Genomic DNA, 24,491 nt, shown 5'->3' on the forward strand with positions numbered 1-24,491 from the left:
GAGCAATCGGCAGTCTTTTTGCTATTTGAAATGCCCGATCAAAGAAAACCCTCCTGATCTTGGGGCAACTGATCAAGAGGGAAGGGCAAGATAAACGATTACCTTTTTTGATCTGGTGCCGATTGCACGACAGTTAACGCCGTGTCGCCATCGGTCTCTACCAGGTGCTTCAGCATAGACAGCTTATTGTTCCAAAACTGCTCGTAAAAGGAAAGCCACTGCTTTACTTCTGTCAGGGGACCGGGATGCAGCCGATAAATTTTCTCGCGACCTACCTTATGTCCCGTGACCAGATCAGCGTCGGCAAGTATGTGAAGATGCTTGACCACAGCAGTTCGGCTTATGGGGAAATGAGAGGTAATCGCTGAGATCGGTAATTCTTTTTCAGCTAGCAAGCGAAGTACTTCTCGACGAGTAGGGTCAGCAATCGCTTGAAATACATCAACCTTTTCTGCTGAGGCAGACATTTAGCCTTCCACAACCTTTTTCAGACGCTCGTGAACAATTCCAACCCAACCTTGATTCATCTTCTCGCGAATCATTGAGCTCTTCGCGTTTGCTTTTCCGATGATCTCATCTGCCGCTTTCCATCCACCATGAATGAGGGTAAACTCCGTTTTCTCTCCCAGGTCTTTTAAAAGAAAAGAGACGACCCAACCGTCTGTATCCCAAGCAAAAGAAAGGCGATGTGGTGCTTCTACTTCCAACACTTTGCATGGTGACGGCCCAAAAGGGGATTGGATATGAAACTCATGACCAACTACAGGCTGAAAATCATTCGGCATAAACCAAGCTGAAATGGCTTCCGCCGTGGATACTTTCTCCCATACCTTTTGAATAGGGGCGTCGAAAACGATGGTTTGTTTAATATCTTCTACGGCTTGCTGGTTGTTCTGTTCCACGATGAATCTCTCCGTTTCGTAGTGAAAATATAACACCTTTTGGTTTTGCTTTATGATGATATAACACCTTTTGGTTTTATGTAAATGGTATTTTTCCCCCAATGATATAAGACTATACAAAAAAAGGAGATCAGATTAACTGAAGCTCCTTTGTAACATTCATGGATCGACTCATAGTCTACTTCCTTCTTTAAATGGCTCCGCTTGCACTTGAAGCTCTTTCAAAAATTCCTTACCGACCGCGGAAACGTATTGGTTTTTTAATTTGATGCAATAATAGGAGACTAGGGGTTCTTTTGCAATGAGGGGCTTGCAAATAATATCTTCCCTTTGAAAAAATGGATCGGTTTTCGTCGTCAGGCGAGTTTCAAATCCCAATGCCATTCCTTGCGAGATGAAATGTTTTTTTGTTTCATAGTTTTGGGATTGAACGAAGAAGTTAATTTTGTGAAATTCCCCAAATAGATAGGAATAAAATTTTTTTGTATCACTCAAATTAGTGGAGGCAACAATCGGATAGTTATATAAATCCTCCATGTAAACAATCTCTTTGCTAGCCAATTCCGAGTCATTTCGAAAACAAACCATCATGGAGCTATCTGTGATATGGGTTGTAGTAAGCAGCTTGTTTTCTTCATGGGAGGAGGGAAAGGAATAGATGACCCCGATGTCGACATCCCCATTCAAAACATCTTTTCGAACTTGCATCAGATGTGCTTCTTTTACATGAAGATGGACCTTCGGGAATTTTGTCGTAATCGCAGCCAAGGTTTTCGGGACGAGTGTTCGACAGATGCCTGGGACGATAGAGATGGATAGCTGTCCTTCGAACTCAGAAGAATCACATTTCGCCTCATTTTTGAATTCTTCGATGTGGTTTAATACTTCCTGAGCGCGTAAGATCAGCTTCTTTCCCACTTCAGTGGGCTCTAATCCAGTACGTGAACGTTCAAAAATTTTTACGCCGAGCTCTTCTTCCAGGCTGCTGATCGCAAGGCTTATACCTGGAGAAGACACAAAAAGTCGTTCGGCCGTGTTCGCAATCGATCCTGTTTTTGCTATTTCAGTTATGTAGATAAGCTGCTCGATACGCATAACTTCACCCCAGTAACATTGATTTTCATGGAAAATGTGTTTAGGAATGCTTATAAATATGAGCCATTAATATTTACATAACGTACCTTTTCATTTCTAAACTTTAAAAATCGATAGTACAAGAATATCATGAACGTAAGATTTCGAACAATCAGAATTATCATTTTAATCATAGCGCTTCCAAATTGATTTTGAAAGGAAGGAGGAGAATTTCGATTTAGCAAGGTTGGTAGCATCTGACAAAAACTCGGTTCGAGTACACCAAAGAGGTGAGTCGTATGAAGGAAAAAAACATCGTGACCACGATTGAAAACAAAATTTGCATCATCAAATTGAACAGGCCAGAAATTAGAAATCCTTTAACGGAAGCAGCATGGGAACTACTCGATACATTAAGGGAAATTCAATATGAGGACCAAGTCAAAGCGGTTATCATCACAGGTACAGAACGTGCGTTTAGTGCTGGCGGTAATTTGAGTAACGTTCAGCGTGATACTTCGGATGCCTTTGCTACCCGTAAAAGAATGAAACAGTATTATGAACTGCTTCATATGATGAGAAAAGTGGAAAAGCCTATAATAGCTGCTGTAAATGGCGCGGCAGCAGGAGCAGGAGTCAGTCTGGCTTTAGCCTGTGACTTGGTTATTGCAGCCCGTTCCGCTTTTTTCATACAGAGTTTCGTGAAAGTGGGGGCTCTTCCCGATTTCGGTGGGATTCATTTTTTGACACAAACCTTGGGGCCTCACCGAGCTAAAGAACTTATGATGTTGGGAGAGCGCATCTCGGCAGAACAAGCATACCAAATAGGGATGGTGAATGAAGTAGTCGATGATGGTATCTTGCTGGAGCGGGCATGCTCCATAGCCCAAAAGATTGCAGAGGGGCCGAGCTTGTCCATTGGACTGATCAAACAACTCGTTCACTATAGCGCGAATGTCAGTTTGGAAGAGTTTTTGGAGCTGGAAGCCTTTGGTCAAGGATTATGCTTTCAGACGGAAGATTTGAAAGAAGGAGTTACTGCCTTTTTTGAAAAACGGGCTCCACAATTTAAAGGGAAATGATAGGAGAGTTCCTTGTTGGTGAGGGGGGTCATCATGAATATTGGGAGTTCACTTGTCAGAAACGCGAATATGATGCCGGATAAAGTCGCGATCGTCTATCAGGATCAGACATACACGTATCAACAGCTAAACCGAATCGTAAATCGCCTGGCACATGGTTTGCTTTCACTTGGAATCGGAAAAGGTGAAAAGATATGCTTCATGATGAAAAACTCCGATATCTTTCCGATCGCTTTTTTTGCGGCCACCAAGATTGGTGCTGTCACGGTTCCGATTAACGTTCGCTTGACGAAATCGGAAGCAGCATATCTCATCGATCATTCTGATGCCAAGCTGGTCATTTATGATGAAGAATATGGAGAATTGATAGAACATGCTCGATCTGCCAAGGTTGCTCATTGTATTGCTGTTTACCATGCACAAGTAGAAGGACATTTGTCGTTGCAACAGGTCCTGACTGAAAATGAAAATGAACCCGATATCGTAGTTGAACAGCATGATGATTCTCACATCCTGTATACATCTGGCACGACAGGAAGACCCAAGGGAGCTTTATTCGATCATCACCGAGCTATTTTGTTCGTATTTAATTCGCTTGGCATGAGTGGGGAAATAATGAATAGCCGTATCCTGCATTTCATGCCTTTCTTCCACGGTGCAGGCTTCAGTATCCTCTTTAAGGATTTATTTTTGGGCCAAACGCTTGTCGTTCAACGAAAATTTGATCCTGTTGAGGTACTGAAAGCAATTGAGCAGTATAAAATTCAATCATTTATTGCCGTCCCAACGATGTATAACATGATGCTGCAAGTCCCAGATGCAGACCGATACGATTTATCCTCCATTGAGTGCCTAAAGTATGGGGGAGCACCTATGTCTCCCGAACTGATCAAGAGAAGCATGGAGCTGTTTAAAACGGATCAGTTTAACAACAGATGTGGATTGACAGAAGGTGGTCCTTCCGGGATTTACTTATATCCGGAGGATCATAAGGAAAAACTCGGGACAAGCGGAAAGGCCAGATTTTTGACGGAAGCCAAAGTTGTTGACCAGCGTGGAAAAGAGGTCGCACCTGGAGAAATCGGGGAACTGATTCTTCGGAGCGAGATGATCATGAAGGGCTACTATAAAAATCCAGAGGCTACTGCGCAGGCCATTCGTGATGGATGGCTGTACACGGGGGACTTGTGCTCTATTGATGAAGATGGGTTCATAACGCTTGTGGATCGCAAAAAGGATATGATTATTTCGGGTGGCAGCAATATCTATTCTGTGGAAGTGGAGAATATCTTGTACGCTTTTGATGGTGTATTAGAGGCAGCCGTGATCGGTGTTCCCGATGAGAAGTGGGGTGAATCGGTCGCAGCCATTATCGTAGCAAAACCTGGTTGTACCATCGATAGGACCGAGTTGATTGAATTCTGTCGGAAGCATCTCGCAGGTTACAAGATCCCTCGCAAAGTCATGTTTATGGACGTATTACCAAGAAATCCTTCCGGGAAAATCTTGAAGTATGAATTGCGAAGTCGTTACATGAATCAACCATCCGAATTTACTTTTCCCCAGTGATTGTGGAAACAAGCAATAGATAGCCATGTAGGAAAGGATGTCTCCATGATAAGACATTCTTTTCTTTATTTGAGAGTGTTTGCCGAAGGCTTGTACTCGCTTTATTCGAAACAGTTGGGCATCGATGGAAGAACGATGTAGGGGTTTTTAAAGACCTGAGATATGGAAAGGAGCTGGTCGTATTGAAAAAGCCATGGCATGCCTTTTATCCACGAACGATCCCATATGAAGTGGAACTGTGGGCAAAATATTACGCCGTACATTGGTTGAGGAAAATCGTAGCCATTAATATTTACTTAATGTACCTTTTGCGTTCTAAACTTTATTAAATACAAGCATAAATTTATTATTAATTTAAAGATTCTAATTATTCGTAAATATCTTCAACTACTTCACCATTTTACAAAGGAGGCGAGACTATTGGGTAAAAAAGTAAAAGTAATCGGCGTAAATATGATACCGTTTACAAAACCTGGGGCACACGAGCCCTATGAAGTTATGGCAGCGAAAGCAGTAAAAGGTGCACTGGAAGATGCGGGAATTGACTATTCCGAAATCCAGCAGGCCTATGCCAGCTATGTATACGGTGACAGCACGTGTGGCCAAAGAGCGTTGTATTTGGTAGGGATGACAGGGATTCCTATTTTTAATATCAATAACAACTGCTCCTCCGGTTCCAATGCCCTGTTCCTGGCACGACAAGCTGTAGAGTCTGGAAGCGTAGAGTGCGCATTGGCTGTAGGCTTTGAAGAAATGAAGCCTGGCGCATTGAAATCCCATTGGGATGATCGAACTCCGGCAACAGGCTGGTTGCAGGATCGCTTGAAGGAATTGTGGCCGGAGGTGCCGCAAGCACCGAATGCTATCCGGTTGTTTGGTTCAGCGGGTAAGGAGTATCTGGAGAAATATGGGGCGAATCCCGACATTTTTGCAAAAGTGTCCGTGAAAACAAGGAATCATGCCGTTCAAAATCCGTACTCACTCTTTACACAAAAGCTGACAGTGGAAGAGGTCATAAGTGCTCCCGAGCTGATGCCTACATTGACTCGCCTCATGGCCTGCCCACCAACCTGCGGAGCGGCAGCGGCTATTGTATGCAGTGAGGAATTCGCTAAAAAACACGGTATTTCCAACGCAGTCGAGATTGTGGGGCAAGCGCTGACAACGGATATGAATGTCAGTCACGACAATATCCTCAATCTGGTGGGTGCCGATATGACACGTCGTGCCGCTAAACAGGTCTATGAAGCAGCAGGCATCGGTCCAGAAGAAGTCGATGTCCTGGAACTCCATGACTGCTTCACCCCAAATGAGGTCATTACCTATGAGAGCCTGGGGATATGCGAAGAAGGTGGAGCAGAGAAATTTATCAATGACGGCGGTAACACATACGGTGGCAAAGTAGTGGTCAACCCTTCAGGTGGATTGATGTCAAAAGGACACCCCATCGGGGCAACAGGTCTGGCGCAGTGCACGGAGCTTGTCTGGCAGCTACGCGGGCAGGCACAGAAACGGCAAGTGGACAATGCCAGAGTCGCCTTGCAGCACAACTTGGGTCTAGGTGGAGCTTGCGTCGTAACCATGTATCGAGTTGGATAAAAACGAAATGGAAGGAAGAGTGGATATGACGAAAATGTTGGAAAACCAAGTAGCAATCGTTACAGGGGCAGGACGCGGAATTGGCCGTGAGACGGCATTGGTATTGGCTGAAAATGGAGCGCGAGTCGTTGTGGCAGATCGAGACGAAGAACCGGCAGCAGAAGTCGTTGCTACGATCAAGGATCTCGGAAGCGATGCGATCGCATTTTGCGGAAATGTTACAGATCCAGCCTATCCGAAGCAATTGGTAGATGCGACGATCTCAGCCTTTGGTCGACTGGATATTATCGTGAATAACGCTGGCTATTGCATTGACGGCCTGCTTCATAAAATGACGGACGAAGCGTTCCAGGCGATGCTGGACATCCATTTGATAGCTCCCTTCCGCTTGATTCGTGAGGCATCCCCATACATGCGCGATGTCGCCAAAAAAGAGATCGAGCAAGGAATCGTTCATCACCGCAAGATTATCAATGTTTCCTCAGGTTCCGGAGTAAGAGGAAACATGGGTCAAGCCAACTATTCTTCAGCAAAAGCAGGTGTTATCGGATTAACCAAAGTCGTTGCGAAAGAGTGGGGGCAATTCAACATCAACAGCAATGCAGTCGCTTTTGGTTTCATTGATACTCGTCTTACACGTCCAAAAGAAGAGGGTCTGGTCGTCAACGGCGAGGCCGCGGGCATACCAGAGAAAGTACGGCAGAAGTTAATTAGCAACATTCCTCAACAGCGCGTTGGCAGCGCAAGGGAAGCGGCCGAAAGCATTTTATTCCTAGCATCTCCATTGTCCAACTATATCAATGGGCAAGTGCTTGGAGTAAACGGAGGTTCCTTGACGTAATCATTTCGTCCAATTTATGTAGATGAGGTGAATGAACATGTCCCATGTGAAAGATTTGATCGGGCTGGAGTTTAAACCGTACACCATGACAGTAGAAAAAGGAAAAATAAAAGAATTGGCCCTCGCCATTGGTGATGACAACCCGATCTATTACGATCTGGAGGCTGCCAAAAAAGAAGGCTACGCTGGCATTCCGATTCCGCCAACTTTTTTGCAAGTCATTGACTTATGGGGCGGCATGGGTTCCGTCGAAAAAATGGAGAAGCTAGGATTAAAACTGGCGAGAGTTTTGCATGGACAGCAATCCTACGAATACGTGGGTGACATTGTCGCGGGAGATGTGCTGTCTGTCACAAGTAAGGTTGTGGATGCAGAAACGAAAACAGGAAGCACCGGTTCGATGGATTTGGTCACTTCTGAAAATCAGTATCGAAACCAGCGAGGCGAACTGGTAGCCATTACGCGAAACACGATCGTGCATCGTCATTAATGAGGCATGAGAAGAAAGGAGAACGACATGATATTTTATGAGGATGTAAGCGAAGGATATGAGTTCCCCGTTCTGGAAAAAGAACCGATCACCCGCGTGCAGCTCGTTCGATTTGCTGGTGCTTCCGGCGATTTTCATCCGCTCCATTTGGTGGAAGAGTTCGCAGAAAAAGCCGGAATGAAGATCATCGCTCACGGTATGCTAGTCATGGGGATGCTGTCCCAAGGAGTCACTTCCTGGGTTACTCGAAAAAACGTTCAGAAGATTCAAGTTCGTTTCAGTAAAATGACACTGCCTGGCGAATCGATCCAGATTGTTGGGAAAGTGTTGGAAAAAAAGCCGGACAATACCGTAGTGGGAGAAGTACTGGCAAAGAATAAGGAAGGCGAAGTCAAAGTTTCAGGCATTTTTGAGGCCAAATTGCCCTCCAGGTAGTAGATAAGGCTATGTTTCCTAACTGACCGGATTGAGAACCGTGAAAACTGGTTGCAACTTTCACCTTTCACGGCTCTCAAAGACGGTCTTTCCTATATGTGCCTACTCTCGAATCATGATTGGGAGGATGATTTGATGTCAAGCCCATCAACTTCAACTACACGAAATACTTTTGATTTATGGAAAAGAGAAAGACGTTTCCTTACAGATGAACATGAGATGTTCCGAACGTCCTTGCAAAAGTTTCTTGAAAAAGAAGCAGTCCCTAATACGGCTTCATGGAAGAATATCCGATAGCCCGTCGTTAAAGGGATGTTGCTGTGATGCCGATCTATGGGGAATTGAATGGCGAAAACGTTTTAACCGGCGGAAACATTCTACAAGAAGGCGAGCTGGCGGGCGGAAACTATTTGGAGCCTACCATCCTTACTGATCTCGAAGAAAATTGTACGGCTGTAAAAGAGGAGATATTCGGCCCGGTCTTGTGTGTCATGCCGTTTGAACAGATAGAGGAAGTCATTGAAAGAGCGAACGAAACCGAATAAGGATTGGCTGCCGGTATATGGACGCAAAATTTGAAGAACGCGTATAAGGTCAGCAATGCGTTAGAAGCAGGGACTGTCTGGGTAAATACGTACCTGAAGTCGGATAACGCCCTTCCCTTCGGAGGACATAAGCAAAGCGGGATTGGATCAGAAATGGGTTATCAAGGTGTTTGTTGTCATAAAATTAAATAAGACAAGCCAGCCTTTGCAAACATGGGGAAGAGTCTGCTGGTCATTACAGCAGACTCTTTTTAGTGCAGTCATTTATAGAAATTTCTGATTTATCATCCGAGACCGATGGTGTATAGTAAATGAAAAGAAACGATACGTGTCCATCTGATTCCTTCCAAGGAAAGGAGTGTGCCAGTAATGGGTAGAGCCCTGTTAGAAAACGAACACGAATTACAGCAAACAGAAAAAACCATCGACTCCAAATACGTCCAGCAACATCTCGCAAATGAGCGTACCTATCTCGCCTGGATTCGAACAAGTCTCGCAATCGTCGGGTTGGGATTTTTGGCGTACGGCGTATTATTCCCATCTACTTCCAGGTTCGTTCAGGTTATAACGGATATCATCGGAATCGGTTCTGTTTTATTTGGCGGCTCCATTATTGCCTTTGCCACATGGGATTATGTGAAGAAGCGAAAAGGAATCAATAATGAAACGTTCCGCTCGCCCGTTTCTGGTATCTACCTAGTCTCTACAAGCTTGGTTTTTATCACAATGGTTCTCATGATGGTAGTGACCATCATGTTGCTGGCACCGAATTAAAACGTCGAATGGAAATCCGGCGTTTTTTTGTTTTTCGTGTGACCAATGTGCTCCTATTTTGCATGAAAAGGGTATAATAAATTGGCAAAATGTATCATGCGTATCGTTACCTCCATATTAAATAACGCCAATCGATAAAAGGAGATACAATGACAGACAAAAAAGCAACAATCGAACCGGGATGGAACTTCGATAACAGCTATACAACGCTGCCAAAATCATTCTTCTCTAGGCTCAATCCACCTCCTGTACGATCACCGAAGCTAGCCATTCTCAATGAACGTTTGGCAAAATCGCTAGGGCTGAATGTCGAAGCTCTGCAAAGCGAAGAAATCATAGCCATGCTCGCAGGAAACAAAACCCCGGAAGGCGCTATGCCCCTCGCCCAAGCATATGCGGGGCATCAATTTGGCCATTTTACCATGCTGGGCGACGGTCGTGCTCTCCTGCTTGGCGAGCAAATTACGCCTACAAGCGATCGCTTTGATATCCAACTGAAAGGTTCAGGCAGAACACCTTATTCACGCGGCGGCGATGGTAGAGCAGCCCTTGGCCCGATGCTACGCGAATACATCATTAGCGAGGCCATGCACGGACTCGGAATTCCTACTACTCGGAGCCTTGCCGTAGTGACAACCGGCGAGTCTATTTACCGCGAAGCCGAGCTGCCTGGTGCCATTTTGACGCGTGTCGCAGCCAGTCATATCAGAGTAGGCACGTTCCAATTCGCGGCAAGATTTTGTTCCATTGAAGATCTCCGCGCGTTAGCTGATTATACGTTACAAAGACATTTTCCAGAGATCCAAGCAGAGGAAAACCGCTATCTCCTCCTATTGAAGGGAGTCATCCAGCGTCAGGCTATGTTGATAGCCAAATGGCAACTCGTAGGCTTTATTCACGGGGTCATGAACACCGACAACATGGCGATCAGCGGCGAAACCATTGATTACGGTCCTTGCGCTTTTATGGACACGTATGATCCTGCCACTGTATTTAGCTCCATTGATGTTCAGGGCCGCTATGCTTACGGAAATCAGCCGTACATAGCCGTATGGAATCTTTCCCGTTTTGCGGAAACCTTATTGCCTTTGTTGCATGACAACGAAGCGAAGGCTGTGAAAATGGCCGAAGATGCCCTGGCCGAATTCAGCAAGCTGTATCATAGCAATTGGCTCACAGGAATGCGGGCAAAGCTCGGATTGTTTAACGAAGAGGAACAAGACGAGGCGTTGATCGAAGGTCTGCTCAGCATGATGAAGGAGCATCATGCAGACTATACGAATACATTCCGTGCTTTTACGCTCAATCAACCAGAAGATACCGTGCTGTTCGGTACGTGTGAATTCCCGGAATGGCATGAGCAGTGGAAAGCGCGACTAACGAGACAGCCAGAAGACCCCACTGCGGTACAACAGTTAATGAAAAAGAGTAATCCGGCAGTCATCCCTCGCAACCATCGTGTAGAAGAGGCATTGGAAGCTGCATGGAAAGACGGCGACTACACGGTGATGGAACGGCTCCTGGTAGTCCTGTCTGATCCATATGCTTACACTCCCGAACAAGTAGAATATACGACTTTACCAGCGGAATCGGCACGTCCTTACCAAACGTTTTGCGGTACGTGATAGCATGGAATCAGAGTCCAACGATCTTTCACACGTTGGACTCTTTTTTCATACGTCCGATCCGCGCTAAAATATGGAAAAGTATCATAGTAAAAAGGAGCAATCGATTTATGGATAAAAAAGCAAAGCAAATCCTGATGAAAACATTTTGGAGCAGTAAAGGCTGGAACAGTGCTCCGTACGATTTTTCGGGAGAAGATTTTGAATACGCCAAAAGCAAAGGACTCATGTTTGACCCGTTAACGATCTGTCACGAGGAGTGTATAAACAAAATCATTGCTCTGCATGAAAAAGTGACGAAAGAACAAGTCGCCGCTGCATTTTTGCACAGTCTCTCGACGCGAAAGGTGTATCTGCGCAGCGCCTTGTCTAGTTGGGCTTTGACTCAGTCTTTGACAGCCCATTCGTTCGAAAGTAACGTCGGCAAGTATATAAACCCCGAAAATGGCACCTATTTCGCTATGTACGGAGACTGCCATCTTTGCGACCGCTACCATATGGCAAGTCGAGAGCAGTATACGAATGAAGATTTGAATGTATTGAATTTCGAAAGAATCAAGTGGGGCGGTATCCGTCTGAATTACCTTTTGTACGTCATGCTTGATCTGGAGCTAATAAGCAAAGAAGAAAATCTTTCGGTACAGGAAGAAGATGTAGCCATCCTCCGTCACGTGCTAGCCATCATCGCGAGCAGTGAACCAACTGATGCCGCCCGTCAATTGGAGAAACGCCTCCATGGAGTCTTTCCATCTAGCAAAAACGAACGGGATGTGTTCATGGAAATTCTTGCATCCGCCGGAATCTTGGCTCCAAGCAAGGACCGACCAGGGCGTGGCGGGAAGAACGACTTTTTCGCTGTCGTGAATTGGCGGGGGGAAGATAGCTACTCCGAGCAAGCTGTCCAGAACTTCTTTGGTCCGTGGCTGTAAAGAACGGAAAATCTAGGAACAAAGAAGGGTGCCATCTATACGCGAAGTGTGTATAATATTGGAAAAGCATGTCGAAAGTTTGTTTTTATTGAAAGGAGGTGAGATATAAGTGAAAAAGAAATTAATCGTCTTGTCAGGCATTGCAGGCAGTGGCAAAAGTAAGTGGGCGCAAGAAATTGCCAAAAAGGAACGGGCAACCATCGTGTCTACGGATGAAATTCGCCAGAACTTATTCGGTGATGAGCGAAAACAAAAAAAGTCTGCGCAAGTATTTTTTGAGGTCTATTCGAAAATCGCAACGGAGCTGGCGAATGGAAAGAATGTCATCTTAGACGCGACCAATATTGACAGAGAGAAAAGAATGAAAGTCCTTGCCAAATTTCCCGATGTCCAAAAGGAATGCTATTACTTCGACGTTCCCTATTCTGTTTGCCTGGAGCGCAATCGATCCCGAAAGAGAACCGTCGACGAATACATCTTGGCGAAGATGCGGAAGAACTTCCATTTTCCCATCAAGAATGAAGGCTGGGATCACATTCATCTCTTGCACGAACCAGTGCCTTATGCCATTGAAAAAGAAGAGTTTGTTCAATTGCTGCAAAATGAACCCTCCTATGAAGAGCTGTTCGACAGGTTGAATGCCACTCCAATTTTCAAAGAGATGTATCAATTTAATCAGGAAAACCCTTATCATCAGTACCCTTTGTGCAAGCATACCTATCATGTTTTCGATTATGTAAACGCCTTTTACACGGAAGAAGACAAATTTCTCATGCAAGTGGTCGCCCTGTTTCACGATACAGGAAAACCATTTTGCAAAACCTACAAGCCGATGAAAGGCCATTACTCCTACTTCGGACATGAGCATGTTTCCGCGCAAATTGCTTGCCATTTCTTAAAAGAATTAGAATTCGACGATGACTTTATCTTCGAAGTCGTCAACCTGATTCAAATGCACATGAAGATTAACTACGGAACGCAGCAAGATATTTCCGAGATTTATCATTTGCTAGGCGATGAGTACCTGTGGAAGCTGTACTTCTTCAAGGAAGGGGATGCCTATGCCAAATAAGGAGGTGAATAACGATGTTGAAAAAATACCCGAGAACCTTTCATTTACCCTGGTCAAGAAGTAGAACCGACGATGATAAAATCTTGCGAACGGTTTGTCATTTCGAGGGAAAAGAAGTAGTCGTGACAGAAAAGCTGGATGGAGAAAATACCACGCTGTACCGAAATCACATCCACGCAAGATCACTCGATAGCAAAGATCATGCATCTAGACATTGGGTAAAGATGCTGCACGGGATGATTTCGTTTCATATCCCGGAAGGATGGAGAATTTGCGGGGAAAATGTATTTGCACTGCACTCCATCTATTACGAACACCTAACAAGCTATTTCTACGTGTTCTCGATCTGGAATGAAAAAAATGAATGCTTGTCGTGGGATGAAACGGTAGAATGGGCCGAACTACTTGGCTTGGAAACAGCGCCTGTCTTATACAGAGGGATTTGGAAGGAAGAGACCGTAAAAAGTTGCTACACCAAACAATCTGTCTTCGGCGGGGAACAAGAGGGGTACGTGGTACGAGTAACGGAGAGGTTTCCGTACGAAGATTTTAAACAATCTGCCGCCAAGTTTGTACGCAAAAATCATGTACAAACCGACCAGCACTGGTTATCGAAGCCAGTCGTTCCGAATGGGATAGCACAAGCTCATTAAAGACTTTTGAATAGAAGGGAATGAGAACGATGTAATTTGCTAAGTGGTATTGACCGTCTAATAGAGTATCCAAAATTCATTTTGGCTATTGTTAAGACTGTCATTACATAGGAGGTAAGAGAGATGAGCGAAGAAATGAACGAAGAAATGAACGAAGAAATGATGTCCGCGGGCTGGGATGCCATTGATCAGGAGATGAGAAAGATTTATGGAGAGCAGGAGCCTAAGCATTACGGGACGCTCATCTCGTATGCGCTGGGTGGTCACGATCCATTGGATGGAATAAGCGCCTATAAATCAGACGAGCCTTACCCGCATTGGCATTTTGTGACCTACGGATTTACTGAGCTGTATGAAAAGGAATCCGAGAATGAAGAGGAAAGCGGTTTTGGATTTGAATTGACGTTTCGATTGGCGCGAAAGGACGACGAGGAAGAACCGCCTGCCTGGGCGCTGAATCTGCTTCAAAATATGGGACGTTACGTATTCAACACGGGCAATGTTTTTCATGCAGGTGATCATTTGGATGCAAACGGTCCGATATGCTTGGGCGCCGATACCCAACTGACTGCGCTCGCTTTTGTCACAGACCCACAGCTTGCCGAAATCGATACGCCGAATGGTCGAGTGCAATTCTTGCAAATGGTCGGGATCACAGGTGATGAACTAGATGCGATGATGGCTTGGAATACACGTGGCGTACTCGAATCTGGTTTGCCGTACATGCCTTTCTACATAACCGATCTCGAGCGGGATTCACTCCTTCGCAACTCTACCGTTTCTGATGCTGTGCAAAAAGGCATGGAACAAGAAGGCTCCAACACTGCCTATTTGTTTGTGAGCCAGCTTGGCTGGGAGCCGGGTAAAAAGGGCTTATTGAAAAAAACGCCTTCGACCTTGAGGTTGGGAGCTAAGCAAGCGGAAGTCATCGGAAAAATTCTCCGTGGACGTATGCGAAAAGGAGAAAGCCTGAGCCTCGTGGGACCTGATGTCCGCGTTGTATTTGAGGCAGGAGAGAAGCCTGAATGTAATCCAGGGGAGGACGTCATTCGCTTTGTCCTCGATGACGCGACAACGATTACGCTAACCAAGCAGTTGCTTCCAAAGGAAAGCAGCTTTGAGATCCCTTCCCTGAAAGGAATTGCCATCAACATTGTGAAAACGAATATTACCGATAGCGAGGGCAATGTCGTCAAGGTCATCGGTTAAGGCGACAGCGCTGTTTTTGGCGAGGAGGAGAGTCAGTCAATGCATCAGGCAACAGAAGCATTTCTAAACGAAGTATGGACTTCCATCCAAGAAATTTACCAAAAAGAGAACCAGCGGATCAAAGAGATCAAAGACTGGAGTCTACTGCAGGCGGGGGTCAAAGACTACCTGAGAGTGGCGTGGAGAAAAGGAAAACCTAATTGGACCAATGGCAAAATCCACGTGGATGTCCACGAACCTTTCAGTTGGAGTGACGACTCGTACAAATACGATGCTGGCTCTTATATTGAGGAGCTTACAGAGGAAATGCTCATGAATGAGTTTTTCCCCGCACTGTGTGATCGAATGGAATCCCTGTTCCATTCCACCGACTATGATTCTCACTTTTTTAATTACCACTTCGAGCTTGTTTTCGAATTCGAGTGGAAACAATCGGTGCAATGCCATGCTCGCCATTTCATGAACGAGCGAAAACGCGAGAGTCTAAAACAAACACTGGATCAATTTATCGAGACAAAAATTAAAGCGGAGCTTCCTGTACGTCCGAAAGAAAGAGACGATTTCTTCTTCGCCCATTGTCTCGTCAATCCTGATTTGATGGAACAGAAGCAAGAGCTTATCGAACCACTCATCCAGCGTCTTAGTGAAAAGCTGCGCTCCAATAAAGAACGCAGTGATTCGTGGACATACCACGCTACTTTAGCTTTAAAAGGCTGGGCGAATGAGCGCTTTTTAGTCAAATTTTTCGATCGTACCGGGCATTATGGAATGGATTGGGTTTTGAAACCTGAGCAGGAACGTCAGGAACTAAAAACGGAGGAGCTGGACTTTTTCCTGTACGTCGCTCTCGCAATAGGTAACAAGGAGTCGGACACCCGCAAGAAGTTCCTGGACCTCGCTGTTCAGCTTGGCTCCAAGCAGGCTGCGGACTACGTAAAACGGGGCAGTGGTCGCTTTGAAAACGAGTATAAAAGCAGTCTGATTCAAGCAAATGCCAATGATGTTTTGCAAGCGATCGACATCCGGATTATATCTGAGGAAGAAACGGCCTACGGTGAAGCCATCGATTTTATCAACGGCCTTTTGCGTGAAGGCTTTCCTAAAGGGTACAAGCTCAAGCTGAAAAGCAGCGAAAAGCACTACCTGCCAGTAAAAAAACTGGCGAAGTCAGGTCTCCACCAGTTTTTTGGCAATGCGTCCCGATATCCTGGCTTATACCCGAAAATCGCAGAATATGCCGAGCTTGCGATGGAGGAGTTTGCTTGGTACGGGGATGTAGAGCCTAGTGAAAAATCCGTCATGCCTGGCACCTATGCGGTGCTGGCTCTTGGCTTGTCTAGCAGCGATTATTTTCCACTCTTTCGCCGCTATATGGAGCTGGTCGACACGGAGCATCAGTCTGCCCAGGACGATTTTGCCATGGCTTTTATGGAGGCGCATGGTATAACCGTAGAGAATATCCCCGTACTCGTCTCTCTGGTGCTTGGCAGTAGCGACTCGGCGAAGCCTTTGAAAAATATCACCCTCGATCGTGCCGAACTGGTGGATGCACTCATAGAGGAGCTTGCAGCAATGGAAGATTACCATCGGGAGACTGTTATTTATCGTCTTTTTGGAGGGAATAAGAAGCTCGCACAGGCGGTAAAAAAGGAAGCTTCCCCCCTCAAAGACAAGCTTGCACAAGTGCTGGCCTTGGTCGAATAGCTGCTTCATTTACATTATTTAGAAGGCCATGCTATATTGAACGCAACTACGTGGAACGGAGGGTGAATCATTTGCGCAACTGTTTATTTATTGGAAAAGCCAATCCTATCATAAATAAACAAGAGCACATTTGAAGGGAAAGTGTTGAGAAACGAATGTTCCATGGGTTTTCTTTCTCAGGAGCTATCGGACGAAGAAAAACAAATGACCATCGCCGACTTTTTTGCCGAAAATCATTGGAGCAAAGAACTTGTGAATTGGATTCAGATAAAAAGATGGGTGTTCTGTCCGGTGGTGAGCGTTTCAAATACCGTTTTTTAAGTCTGTTGGAACAGAAACCCGATTTGATTCTGCGGTACATGTGCCTGGCAGTAAACAAATCCTCGACTTTTCATTGGAAGTACTGCAAATAACGAACAAACAGCTATCGAAACAGATTCATTTATCGATCAAGGGGCTGGAAAAAGTCCGATTATTGGGGAAAATGATTTTGGATCAGTTCGAAATATTGATACTGGATGCACCGACCCGAAACTTCAGTCCGTTGACGACTCCTGTTTCTGTGCAGCGCCTTAAAGGCTTTTGACGGTGTGATTATCAGTATTTCGCATGATCGAAGGTATTTACATGAAGTCGCAACAACTGTTTTTGAACTCACCTCCGACGGTCTCACGAAAATAAAATAAGGGATCGTAGCGGAATCATTGCAACATGGTTGACATTGCTATTTGAATTCACTATACTGACTTTAATTTCATATGAAACATACGTTGAAAGAGCCCAGTAGCAGCTTATTCCCTGTCCTAGAAAGCCGGGGGTTGATGGAACCCGGTACACAATAAGCGAGCGAATTACACTCTGGAGTATCTCGGGTAATGCCGAGCGGAATCGCGAACGATAACTCGCTACGAGTGGCATGAATGGCCTGCGCTAACGCTGGGTTCATTGGTGCAAGATGGGTGGTAACACGGTTATTCAATCGTCCCTATGTCTACAATAGACAAGGGGCGATTTTTTGTTTTTACCATAGGAGATTGAAGGAGTGTATGGCAGTGAATATTATCGACGAACTCGAATGGCGCGAAGCCATCAATCAGCAAACAGATGCAGAAGGGCTGCGAGAATTAACGAATGAAAAAGCAGTCTCGCTATATTGTGGTGTCGATCCAACAGGTGACAGCATGCATATCGGTCACTTGATTCCTTTCATGGTACTAAAACGCTTCCAGCTCGCTGGTCATCGTCCGGTCATTTTGATCGGTGGTGCAACAGGGACGATTGGTGATCCGAGCGGACGTCAATCTGAGCGCTCTTTGCAAACACTGGAACAAATTCAGGAGAACGTAGATGCGCTCACCGCACAAATGAAGAAGCTGTTCGTAACAGAAGGCGACAACCAAATCCGTTTGGTGAACAACTATGACTGGACACACAAAATCAATGTCATTGAATTTTTGCGAGATTACGGTAAAAACTTCAGCATCAATACGATGCTTGCCAAGGATGTTGTGTCGAGCAGACTGGAAAGCGGCATCTCGTTTACGGAGTTTTCCTATCAAATTCTGCAATCGCTGGATTACCTGCATCTGTACAAACATGAAGATGTTCAACTGCAAATCGGCGGTTCCGACCAATGGGGCAACATCACTAGCGGTCTCGATCTGATCCGCAAAAAAGAAGGACCAGAAGCGAAAGCATTCGGTCTCACCATTCCTCTGATGCTGAAGGCAGATGGTACGAAATTCGGGAAGACAGCAGGAGGAGCCATTTGGCTTGATCCAAACAAAACAACACCATTCGAATTCTACCAATTCTGGGCGAATACGGATGACCGCGATGTTGTGAAATACTTGAAATACTTTACGTTCCTCTCGAAAGAGCAAATTGAAGAGCTGGCTGAAAAAGTACAATCCGAGCCACATAAACGCGAAGCTCAAAAAGCGCTAGCTGAGGAAATGACGAGATTTGTGCACGGCGAGGAATTGCTGGAGCAGGCGAAGCGTATTACAGAAGCTTTGTTTACAGGTGATATTAAATCACTATCGGCAGATGAGATCGAGCAAGGGTTCAAAGAAATGCCGACATTCGAATCTACCCTCGAAACGAAGAACATTGTCGACTGGCTCGTTGAGATCGGCATTGAGCCATCCAAGCGTCAAGCACGTGAGGATATTACAAAAGGCGCTATCTCCATGAATGGCGAGCGCGTTACCGATCTGGAACTGGAAGTAACGCCAAGTCTCGCTATCGGAGGTCGCTTCATCATTATCCGCAAAGGCAAGAAAAACTACAGCTTGGTAAAATTGTCTCAATAGATGAAGGAATAAGAAGCTTCCCTGGAAACATGAAGGGAAGCTTTTTTGTATTTGAGAGCATTGATTTTCCTTTTATTTCGGGAGTGCAGCACTATCCATTTTATTCGCAGCAATAACCGCAACTGCATTCGGCTCCAGATCGAACCAAAAAATAAGATCGCCATCCGCTTTCTTCTGCGACGGCTTCAACCCGTTCACATAGACTTCCGAAGCTTTTGTCGCCATGGAAAGACCAGAAATCTTGCGCATGCCATCATTGTGTAGAACAACAGAGCCGTTTGGTGCATATTCCATTCTGACTTGAGAGAGGGCGAGCCAATAATCCATGATTTCACGTACCGTCGTCAAATGCAATTTGCCTTGATCCCGCAGCGCGCCCATTCGCTTCAACAAGCGGTCAAAATCGGGATGAATGATCCAGTTACCTTTGGCATCTCGAATGACAAATTTCCCGCCTTGCTTTTTGGCCGGAAATCTTGCCAAGTAGGTATGGTTAATAAAAACCCCACGATTTTGAATGAGCTGCTGGAGATTTTGCTCCCGATACAGATACAGTGTATCTTCCGGAATGGTGGCAGCCGACCATGAAAAAAACGAACCAGTCACTGTCGGATGCGACCAATAGAGAGGGGTGCGCAGGGCGTCGCCTTTCTGAGTTTGGTACAGATCAAGGCCATTATTCGGATTGGCGATATCCTCTGAGCTGTAATGCCAAAAATACGAGGTGCCGTATTTTCCCCACTGATGCGCCAAGTAATTCGCAGTTTGATTGTCGAGCCCGTTAAACGCAAAGCTGGTCTTCAAATACCCATGGTCAATCCAGGTCCTGCTTTGGAAGTGATCTTTCATTACTTGCAACGCATCTTCCGTCGTTTTTTGATAGTGCCTGATTTCGTAAGGATAGAGGGTATGCAGACCAATATCATCACCGTTCCGATTCAGATCATCCAGAAACTGCAAAAATTCAGGACTTTGCGCAATGGCGACATTGATAGGTGATTTCACTTGAAAATACGGATTGGAGTAAAATACGCTTTTCGTAACTGGAATCCGGTGTTTGACAAAACCGCCTGTCGCTTGTGCTGACGATGTAATCTTCTCGGAGCCGAAATAAATAGCTCGATTCGTTTGCAGCGTCTGCTCGTCAGCATGCTCTGTCCATACATGTGTCGCCAAATAGCCAGAAGGCTGACTCATAAATCGCGGCATGAGCTTCGGTTGATACCCAACTACCAACGAGAATGAATTCGTCCGTTCATCGTTTGCACGATATTCGGAAGCGTGGCGGACTTTTCCGACTTGATTCGTAGAGCCTTGCTGTACGTATCTGTGATCGTTCATGTGATCCAGATTGACGATAAGCTGTTTTTGCATTGTATTCAATTCAAGTGACGACACGTTGGGAGCATGGTACAAAAAAGCTGCTTGCTTCCCTTGACCGAATTTCGCACCTTGGTGATCCAGCCAGTAAGATGCTTGGAATGCTTGTGTGTCCACTTTCCGGTTTTTGCGGTATACCTCTGTTACTTTTGGTTTGAATTGCAGGGCGAATGCCTCTCGAAAAACCTTTGCCACTTGCTTGTAGCTGGTTTTTACTGTGACATCGATGGCAGGGCTATTTTTGTGCAATTCATATTGTGTTGTAACCACTGAAATCGGAGTATGGCCTGTGACGATGATTGTGTTACCGGTAGCGGTCTCCTGTTGTTCCACCTTAACATCATCCCATTTGCGAACCCAGTAACTGCCCCGTTTGATAAAAATGTTCCGGTCGATGACTTTTGTCGTAGCAGAAGAGAAATAGACGTCATTTCCACGGACCGCAGTTACTTTTGCCTGATGGACAAGCGGAGCATTCATTCTGCCGCCAAACGATTCGGAGCGAATTTCGATGGCCGCACCTGATTGAAAGGGTGGACTTTGATCCAACGTTATTTGATTGGAGCCTTTCGGAAGGGAAGGAGTCATCGCATTATAGATGGTGCCATATTCGGCTTGGTACTGAATAGAAGAGAGGATTTCATTTTTCGCCAGATCGGTAATACGGATATTGCCTGCCTCATCCCAGCTAAACACATAATACAGATTTTGAAAGGAGGATTCCTTCGCAAGTGTAGGTATTGGAAAATAAAGGACCAAGAAAAGCAAGAATAAGAAGGGAAGTACGAAAAACCTTTTTACCATCATGATTTTCTCCTTTTGAATGATGATATAGGTTAGACGAATGTGCACGGAAAAAGCCACAAGCTAACCCAGCATGATTTAGACCTTCTCAAACAGCAAGAAAAGAGATATAATTAATTAAATTAATTAACTAATACAAAGGAGCTAACATGTACCCGTTTTTTTCAAAAGTCGCATTCACACATCGTATGTACAATAACCAATTGCAAGAGGAGTTACTTCCATTCGGTATATCCGTTACACAATGGGCGTTAATTCGTTATCTGAAAAATAACGGTTCTGCTACTTTTAGCGATGTCGCCGATTATTGGCAAGTAGAGAAGCCGGCTATTACACCTATTGCGCAAAAATTAGCTGCGCGTGAAATCATTTTGATCTCATCTGGATCAGACAAACGGCAAAAAATTATGTATTTGTCAGAGAAAGGTGAAGCGCTACATAAGACGATTATGGAAGCGACTGATCCGTTCTTGGAAGAAATATTGGAGGGCATCTCACCAGAAGAAAGAGACGCAGCAGCCACCATACTAGAAAAAATAATCATGAACCTAAAGAGAAGAGGGTAAGCAGTGAATAAGGATAGGCTTTGGACGAAAGAGTTCGTTATTGTTTCTTTCATCAATTTTCTTTTGACACTTATGTTTTTCTTACTAATGGTTACGATTGCTTCGTATGCCAAAACAGAATTTCACGCTTCAACGAGTTCAGCCGGATTAGTATCCAGTATCTTTATCATTGGTGCTTTGATTGGCCGCCTACTCACTGGTAGAGCCATTAGTCATATTGGTACGAAAAAAACGCTTTGGATTGGGTTAGCATTTTTTGCTGTCACCTCGTTGCTTTACTTTTTTGCTGGCCATATCAGTTTGCTACTGGTAAATCGATTGCTGCAAGGGATTGCCGTTGGTATTGCGAGTACAGCAACAGGAACCATTATTGCTCAAATCTTGCCAGCGTCACGCAAGGGTGAGGGGATTGGCTATTACAGTTTAAGTGCGATTTTAGCCACCGCGATTGGTCCTTTTCTCGGCATGATCTTATTGCGGCTTGAAAATGGTTTCACCTGGATCTTTACGATGAATGTTGTGTTTTCCCTGATTTGTTTGCTGTTTTATGCCATGGCAAAAATCAATGTTCCGCTTCCTTCCTCAAGTGTGAAAGAGGAAACAAAAGGTTCCCTGCTTTCGAAATTCATCGAGCCGAAAGCCTTGCCGATTTCATTCATCGCCTTATTAATCGGCTTCAGCTATTCGGGTGTCTTGTCATTTCTATCGTTTTATGCGGAAGAAATTAATCTCTCCTCCGCTTCCAGTTATTTTTTCCTGGTGTATGCCATTGTCATTATCCTCTCGCGACCATTCTCAGGAAAGCTAATGGACGCAAGAGGGGCGAACATCGTGACATACCCCAGCCTGGTGATATTTGCTGTCGGGATGCTTTTATTCAGTCAAGCCTCCACTTCCTGGATGCTGCTGCTATCTGCTGCATTGATTGGAGTAGGTTACGGAAACTTTAACTCCATTGCCCAAACCGTAGCTGTGAAGGTGACAGATCCGCATCGCTTTGGATTAGCAACCTCTACGTACTATATTTTGTACGATCTAGGATTAGGAATCGGGCCCTATCTGCTCGGATTTATCGTACCACATACGGGATATCGTACGATTTTCGTCGGGATGGTTGCCTTCATCCTTTTCAGTATCCCGCTTTATCACTGGCTACACGGAAAACGCGATCGGGAATTGATGCGTACTGCCTAACTCATCCAAGTAAAAAAGGGGGAATCAGGTCCCCTATAAAAGATAGGCAGGCTGCCCTTAGTGGGTAGCCTGTTATCTTTTTCAGCAATGTTTTTGATATAGGATTATGGAAAGTTCGAGGGAAGTTTTAGTGAAAGTGGAAAAATGATAACGGACGGTTGAAAAACATAGTATACTTTTGAGTGGACATAGTAATGGAAAAGTTTATGAACAAGTTTATGAACAAACCGCTCAACTTAGAACTCACAAAGGTTAGGAGTCAGCTAGAAAATGATGGAGAAAGTACACTGGCGAGATATAAAGAAGTACATAATGATCGCGACTTACACCGTATTGCTGTTTGCTGTGGTCTGGAATTTCCCTTCTGTCAAGTCATTTATCTATGAAATATTTGACTTATTAGATCCTGTAATTTATGGGATTGCCATTGCTTACATCTTGAACATTTTAATGAGATTTTATGAAGAAAGACTTTTCTCGCCCCTTACCCGCAGTAACAATCGAATCTGGTCAAAAGTAAAACGTCCTTTTTCGATCCTGTTAACTTTGGCGACTGTCCTGGTCTTTTTTACATTTCTTATGTGGTTTATTGTCCCTCAGCTTCTCACGAGTATTTCCATGCTTGCGGCAAGTATTCCGAATGACATGCAATCGTTAAAGGCTTTCGTTGATGGTTTTGCAGAGAGGTTTAACTTGTCCGGCGATTTATGGAATACACTTATGGAGAAGTGGAATGAAATTGTAAATAAGTTAGGCCATTTTTTCCTGACTTCCATTCCTGTATTACTGACATACACGAAAATGTTTACCGTTAGCTTTATCGATGTCATCATGGGGCTGATGTTGTCCGTCTATCTGCTCCTCTATAAGGAAAAGCTGACGCTCATTGCGAAAAAACTCGTTTATGCCTATTCGTCAAAAGCAAAGGCGGATCGAGCTGTAGAAATTGGACAAATCACAAATCGTGCATTTAGTGGCTTCATCTCAGGCCAGTTAACAGAGGCACTCATTCTTGGCGGGCTTTGTTTTGTAGGGATGTGGGCATTTAATATGCCGTATGCACTCCTTGTGAGTGTGATCATTGGCGTAACGAGCATCATTCCGATTTTTGGTGCTTATATCGGGACGATTCCAAGTGCCTTTATTATTTTAATGATCGATCCAGTGAAGGCTGTTTGGTTCATTGTCTTTATTCTTGTCTTGCAGCAAATTGAAGGTAATTTTATCTATCCAAGAGTGGTAGGGAATTCAATCGGATTGGATGGCTTATGGGTGATCGCAGCCTTATTGGTTGGGGGAGCATTGTTCGGGTTGATGGGAATGCTGCTTGGAATCCCTGCTTATGCCGTCGTATATACTCTTGTCAGAAGCACGACGAACAAGCGACTGAAGGACAAGAATATTTTCCTGAAAGAATAGGTGTCCACCGTTTCGATTCCACAATGAAGTCGTAAATCAAAAGGCTCACACTTTCGAATGAAACGAGAAAGTGTGAGCCTTTTTTGTAGGGATTGAAAGAGGGTTTGGGTAAAAAGTAACACAATTAACAAAAAATCCCTATTTTTTAACTGATTTCCAAAACACTCTCTGTTATAATGAATAACAGTTTCTCGAACAGGTGCATATGAATACGTTATTCTGCTGGATTGTAAGGAGGTGTGCAGGCCAGCACATTTGTTTTCAGGTAATGTATTTTTTTCGTTCGTAATGGTCGGGAATCATGTCCTGA

The 24,491-nt window shown here is 44.7% G+C and carries 22 protein-coding genes, 1 pseudogene and 1 other annotated feature; of the genes and pseudogenes, 19 read left to right on the plus strand and 4 right to left on the minus strand.

Annotated features, from left to right (window positions below; all coding sequences use genetic code 11):
* Window positions 1-98: 98 nt before the first annotated feature.
* The 3 genes from ASG16_RS26995 to ASG16_RS27005 all read right to left on the minus strand — a co-directional run bounded on the left by ASG16_RS26995 (window position 99) and on the right by ASG16_RS27005 (window position 1,997).
* On the minus strand, window positions 99-467 hold the full coding sequence (locus ASG16_RS26995) for an ArsR/SmtB family transcription factor (protein WP_056494265.1): 369 nt from the start codon (window positions 465-467) through the stop codon (window positions 99-101).
* Window positions 468-902, minus strand: a complete 435-nt coding sequence (locus tag ASG16_RS27000; RefSeq protein ID WP_056494262.1) for an SRPBCC family protein — start codon at window positions 900-902, stop codon at window positions 468-470.
* Between the two features lie 171 nt (window positions 903-1,073).
* Complete coding sequence (locus ASG16_RS27005; RefSeq protein WP_056494259.1) at window positions 1,074-1,997, minus strand: LysR family transcriptional regulator; 924 nt, start codon at window positions 1,995-1,997, stop codon at window positions 1,074-1,076.
* Window positions 1,998-2,275: 278 nt separating this feature from the next.
* Here ASG16_RS27005 and ASG16_RS27010 point away from each other — a divergent pair, with 278 nt between their 5' ends.
* From ASG16_RS27010 to tyrS, 16 genes and pseudogenes are all read left to right on the plus strand, one after another.
* Window positions 2,276-3,058 carry an enoyl-CoA hydratase/isomerase family protein gene (locus ASG16_RS27010; protein ID WP_056494256.1) on the plus strand — a complete coding sequence of 261 codons (783 nt, stop codon included), beginning with the start codon at window positions 2,276-2,278 and terminating at the stop codon, window positions 3,056-3,058.
* A 33-nt stretch (window positions 3,059-3,091) separates the two neighbouring features.
* Window positions 3,092-4,627: a class I adenylate-forming enzyme family protein gene (locus tag ASG16_RS27015; protein ID WP_056494253.1), complete on the plus strand. Its 1,536-nt coding sequence runs from the start codon at window positions 3,092-3,094 to the stop codon at window positions 4,625-4,627.
* Window positions 4,628-5,047: 420 nt separating this feature from the next.
* A complete protein-coding gene (locus ASG16_RS27020; RefSeq protein ID WP_082517285.1) occupies window positions 5,048-6,226 on the plus strand; it encodes a lipid-transfer protein in 1,179 nt (392 codons plus the stop codon).
* Window positions 6,227-6,251: 25 nt separating this feature from the next.
* Window positions 6,252-7,067 (plus strand): SDR family NAD(P)-dependent oxidoreductase, encoded by an 816-nt coding sequence (locus tag ASG16_RS27025; RefSeq protein ID WP_056494250.1) that lies wholly within the window; start codon window positions 6,252-6,254, stop codon window positions 7,065-7,067.
* 37 nt (window positions 7,068-7,104) lie between these two features.
* Window positions 7,105-7,557: a MaoC family dehydratase N-terminal domain-containing protein gene (locus tag ASG16_RS27030; RefSeq protein ID WP_053079576.1), complete on the plus strand. Its 453-nt coding sequence runs from the start codon at window positions 7,105-7,107 to the stop codon at window positions 7,555-7,557.
* Window positions 7,558-7,584: 27 nt separating this feature from the next.
* Window positions 7,585-7,992, plus strand: coding sequence for a MaoC/PaaZ C-terminal domain-containing protein (locus tag ASG16_RS27035; protein WP_056494247.1), 408 nt, complete (start codon window positions 7,585-7,587; stop codon window positions 7,990-7,992).
* A 323-nt stretch (window positions 7,993-8,315) separates the two neighbouring features.
* A pseudogene (locus ASG16_RS27045) lies at window positions 8,316-8,729 on the plus strand (aldehyde dehydrogenase family protein).
* Between the two features lie 177 nt (window positions 8,730-8,906).
* Window positions 8,907-9,311: a YidH family protein gene (locus ASG16_RS27050; RefSeq protein WP_056494234.1), complete on the plus strand. Its 405-nt coding sequence runs from the start codon at window positions 8,907-8,909 to the stop codon at window positions 9,309-9,311.
* A 149-nt stretch (window positions 9,312-9,460) separates the two neighbouring features.
* Entirely contained in the window at window positions 9,461-10,936 is a 1,476-nt protein-coding gene (locus ASG16_RS27055) for a protein adenylyltransferase SelO (protein WP_056494231.1), read from the plus strand.
* Between the two features lie 110 nt (window positions 10,937-11,046).
* Window positions 11,047-11,865: a hypothetical protein gene (locus ASG16_RS27060; RefSeq protein ID WP_056494228.1), complete on the plus strand. Its 819-nt coding sequence runs from the start codon at window positions 11,047-11,049 to the stop codon at window positions 11,863-11,865.
* A 109-nt stretch (window positions 11,866-11,974) separates the two neighbouring features.
* The gene (locus ASG16_RS27065; RefSeq protein WP_056494225.1) at window positions 11,975-12,937 is read left to right on the plus strand and encodes an AAA family ATPase; all 963 of its coding nucleotides are present in this window, start codon (window positions 11,975-11,977) and stop codon (window positions 12,935-12,937) included.
* A 14-nt stretch (window positions 12,938-12,951) separates the two neighbouring features.
* On the plus strand, window positions 12,952-13,590 hold the full coding sequence (locus ASG16_RS27070; protein ID WP_056494222.1) for an RNA ligase family protein: 639 nt from the start codon (window positions 12,952-12,954) through the stop codon (window positions 13,588-13,590).
* 147 nt (window positions 13,591-13,737) lie between these two features.
* A complete protein-coding gene (locus tag ASG16_RS27075; RefSeq protein ID WP_056494478.1) occupies window positions 13,738-14,799 on the plus strand; it encodes a suppressor of fused domain protein in 1,062 nt (353 codons plus the stop codon).
* A gap of 39 nt (window positions 14,800-14,838) precedes the next feature.
* A complete protein-coding gene (locus ASG16_RS27080) occupies window positions 14,839-16,503 on the plus strand; it encodes a DUF6138 family protein (protein ID WP_056494219.1) in 1,665 nt (554 codons plus the stop codon).
* Window positions 16,504-16,864: 361 nt separating this feature from the next.
* A complete protein-coding gene (locus ASG16_RS31415; protein ID WP_056494216.1) occupies window positions 16,865-17,089 on the plus strand; it encodes a hypothetical protein in 225 nt (74 codons plus the stop codon).
* Window positions 17,090-17,264: 175 nt separating this feature from the next.
* Window positions 17,265-17,493, plus strand: a binding site (T-box leader).
* A 56-nt stretch (window positions 17,494-17,549) separates the two neighbouring features.
* Complete coding sequence (gene tyrS, locus ASG16_RS27090; RefSeq protein WP_483296483.1) at window positions 17,550-18,818, plus strand: tyrosine--tRNA ligase; 1,269 nt, start codon at window positions 17,550-17,552, stop codon at window positions 18,816-18,818.
* Between the two features lie 72 nt (window positions 18,819-18,890).
* Here tyrS and ASG16_RS27095 read toward each other — a convergent pair whose 3' ends face one another.
* Window positions 18,891-21,005, minus strand: coding sequence for a hypothetical protein (locus ASG16_RS27095; RefSeq protein WP_056494213.1), 2,115 nt, complete (start codon window positions 21,003-21,005; stop codon window positions 18,891-18,893).
* Between the two features lie 146 nt (window positions 21,006-21,151).
* Between ASG16_RS27095 and ASG16_RS27100 the strand changes: the two genes are divergently transcribed.
* The 3 genes from ASG16_RS27100 to ASG16_RS27110 all read left to right on the plus strand — a co-directional run bounded on the left by ASG16_RS27100 (window position 21,152) and on the right by ASG16_RS27110 (window position 24,181).
* Window positions 21,152-21,568 carry a MarR family winged helix-turn-helix transcriptional regulator gene (locus tag ASG16_RS27100; protein WP_056494210.1) on the plus strand — a complete coding sequence of 139 codons (417 nt, stop codon included), beginning with the start codon at window positions 21,152-21,154 and terminating at the stop codon, window positions 21,566-21,568.
* Between the two features lie 3 nt (window positions 21,569-21,571).
* Window positions 21,572-22,762, plus strand: a complete 1,191-nt coding sequence (locus ASG16_RS27105) for an MFS transporter (RefSeq protein WP_056494207.1) — start codon at window positions 21,572-21,574, stop codon at window positions 22,760-22,762.
* A 270-nt stretch (window positions 22,763-23,032) separates the two neighbouring features.
* Window positions 23,033-24,181 carry an AI-2E family transporter gene (locus tag ASG16_RS27110; protein WP_056494204.1) on the plus strand — a complete coding sequence of 383 codons (1,149 nt, stop codon included), beginning with the start codon at window positions 23,033-23,035 and terminating at the stop codon, window positions 24,179-24,181.
* The last annotated feature ends 310 nt before the right edge of the window (window positions 24,182-24,491 follow it).

Source organism: Brevibacillus sp. Leaf182 (genome assembly GCF_001423865.2).
Classification (GTDB): domain Bacteria; phylum Bacillota; class Bacilli; order Brevibacillales; family Brevibacillaceae; genus Brevibacillus; species Brevibacillus brevis_C.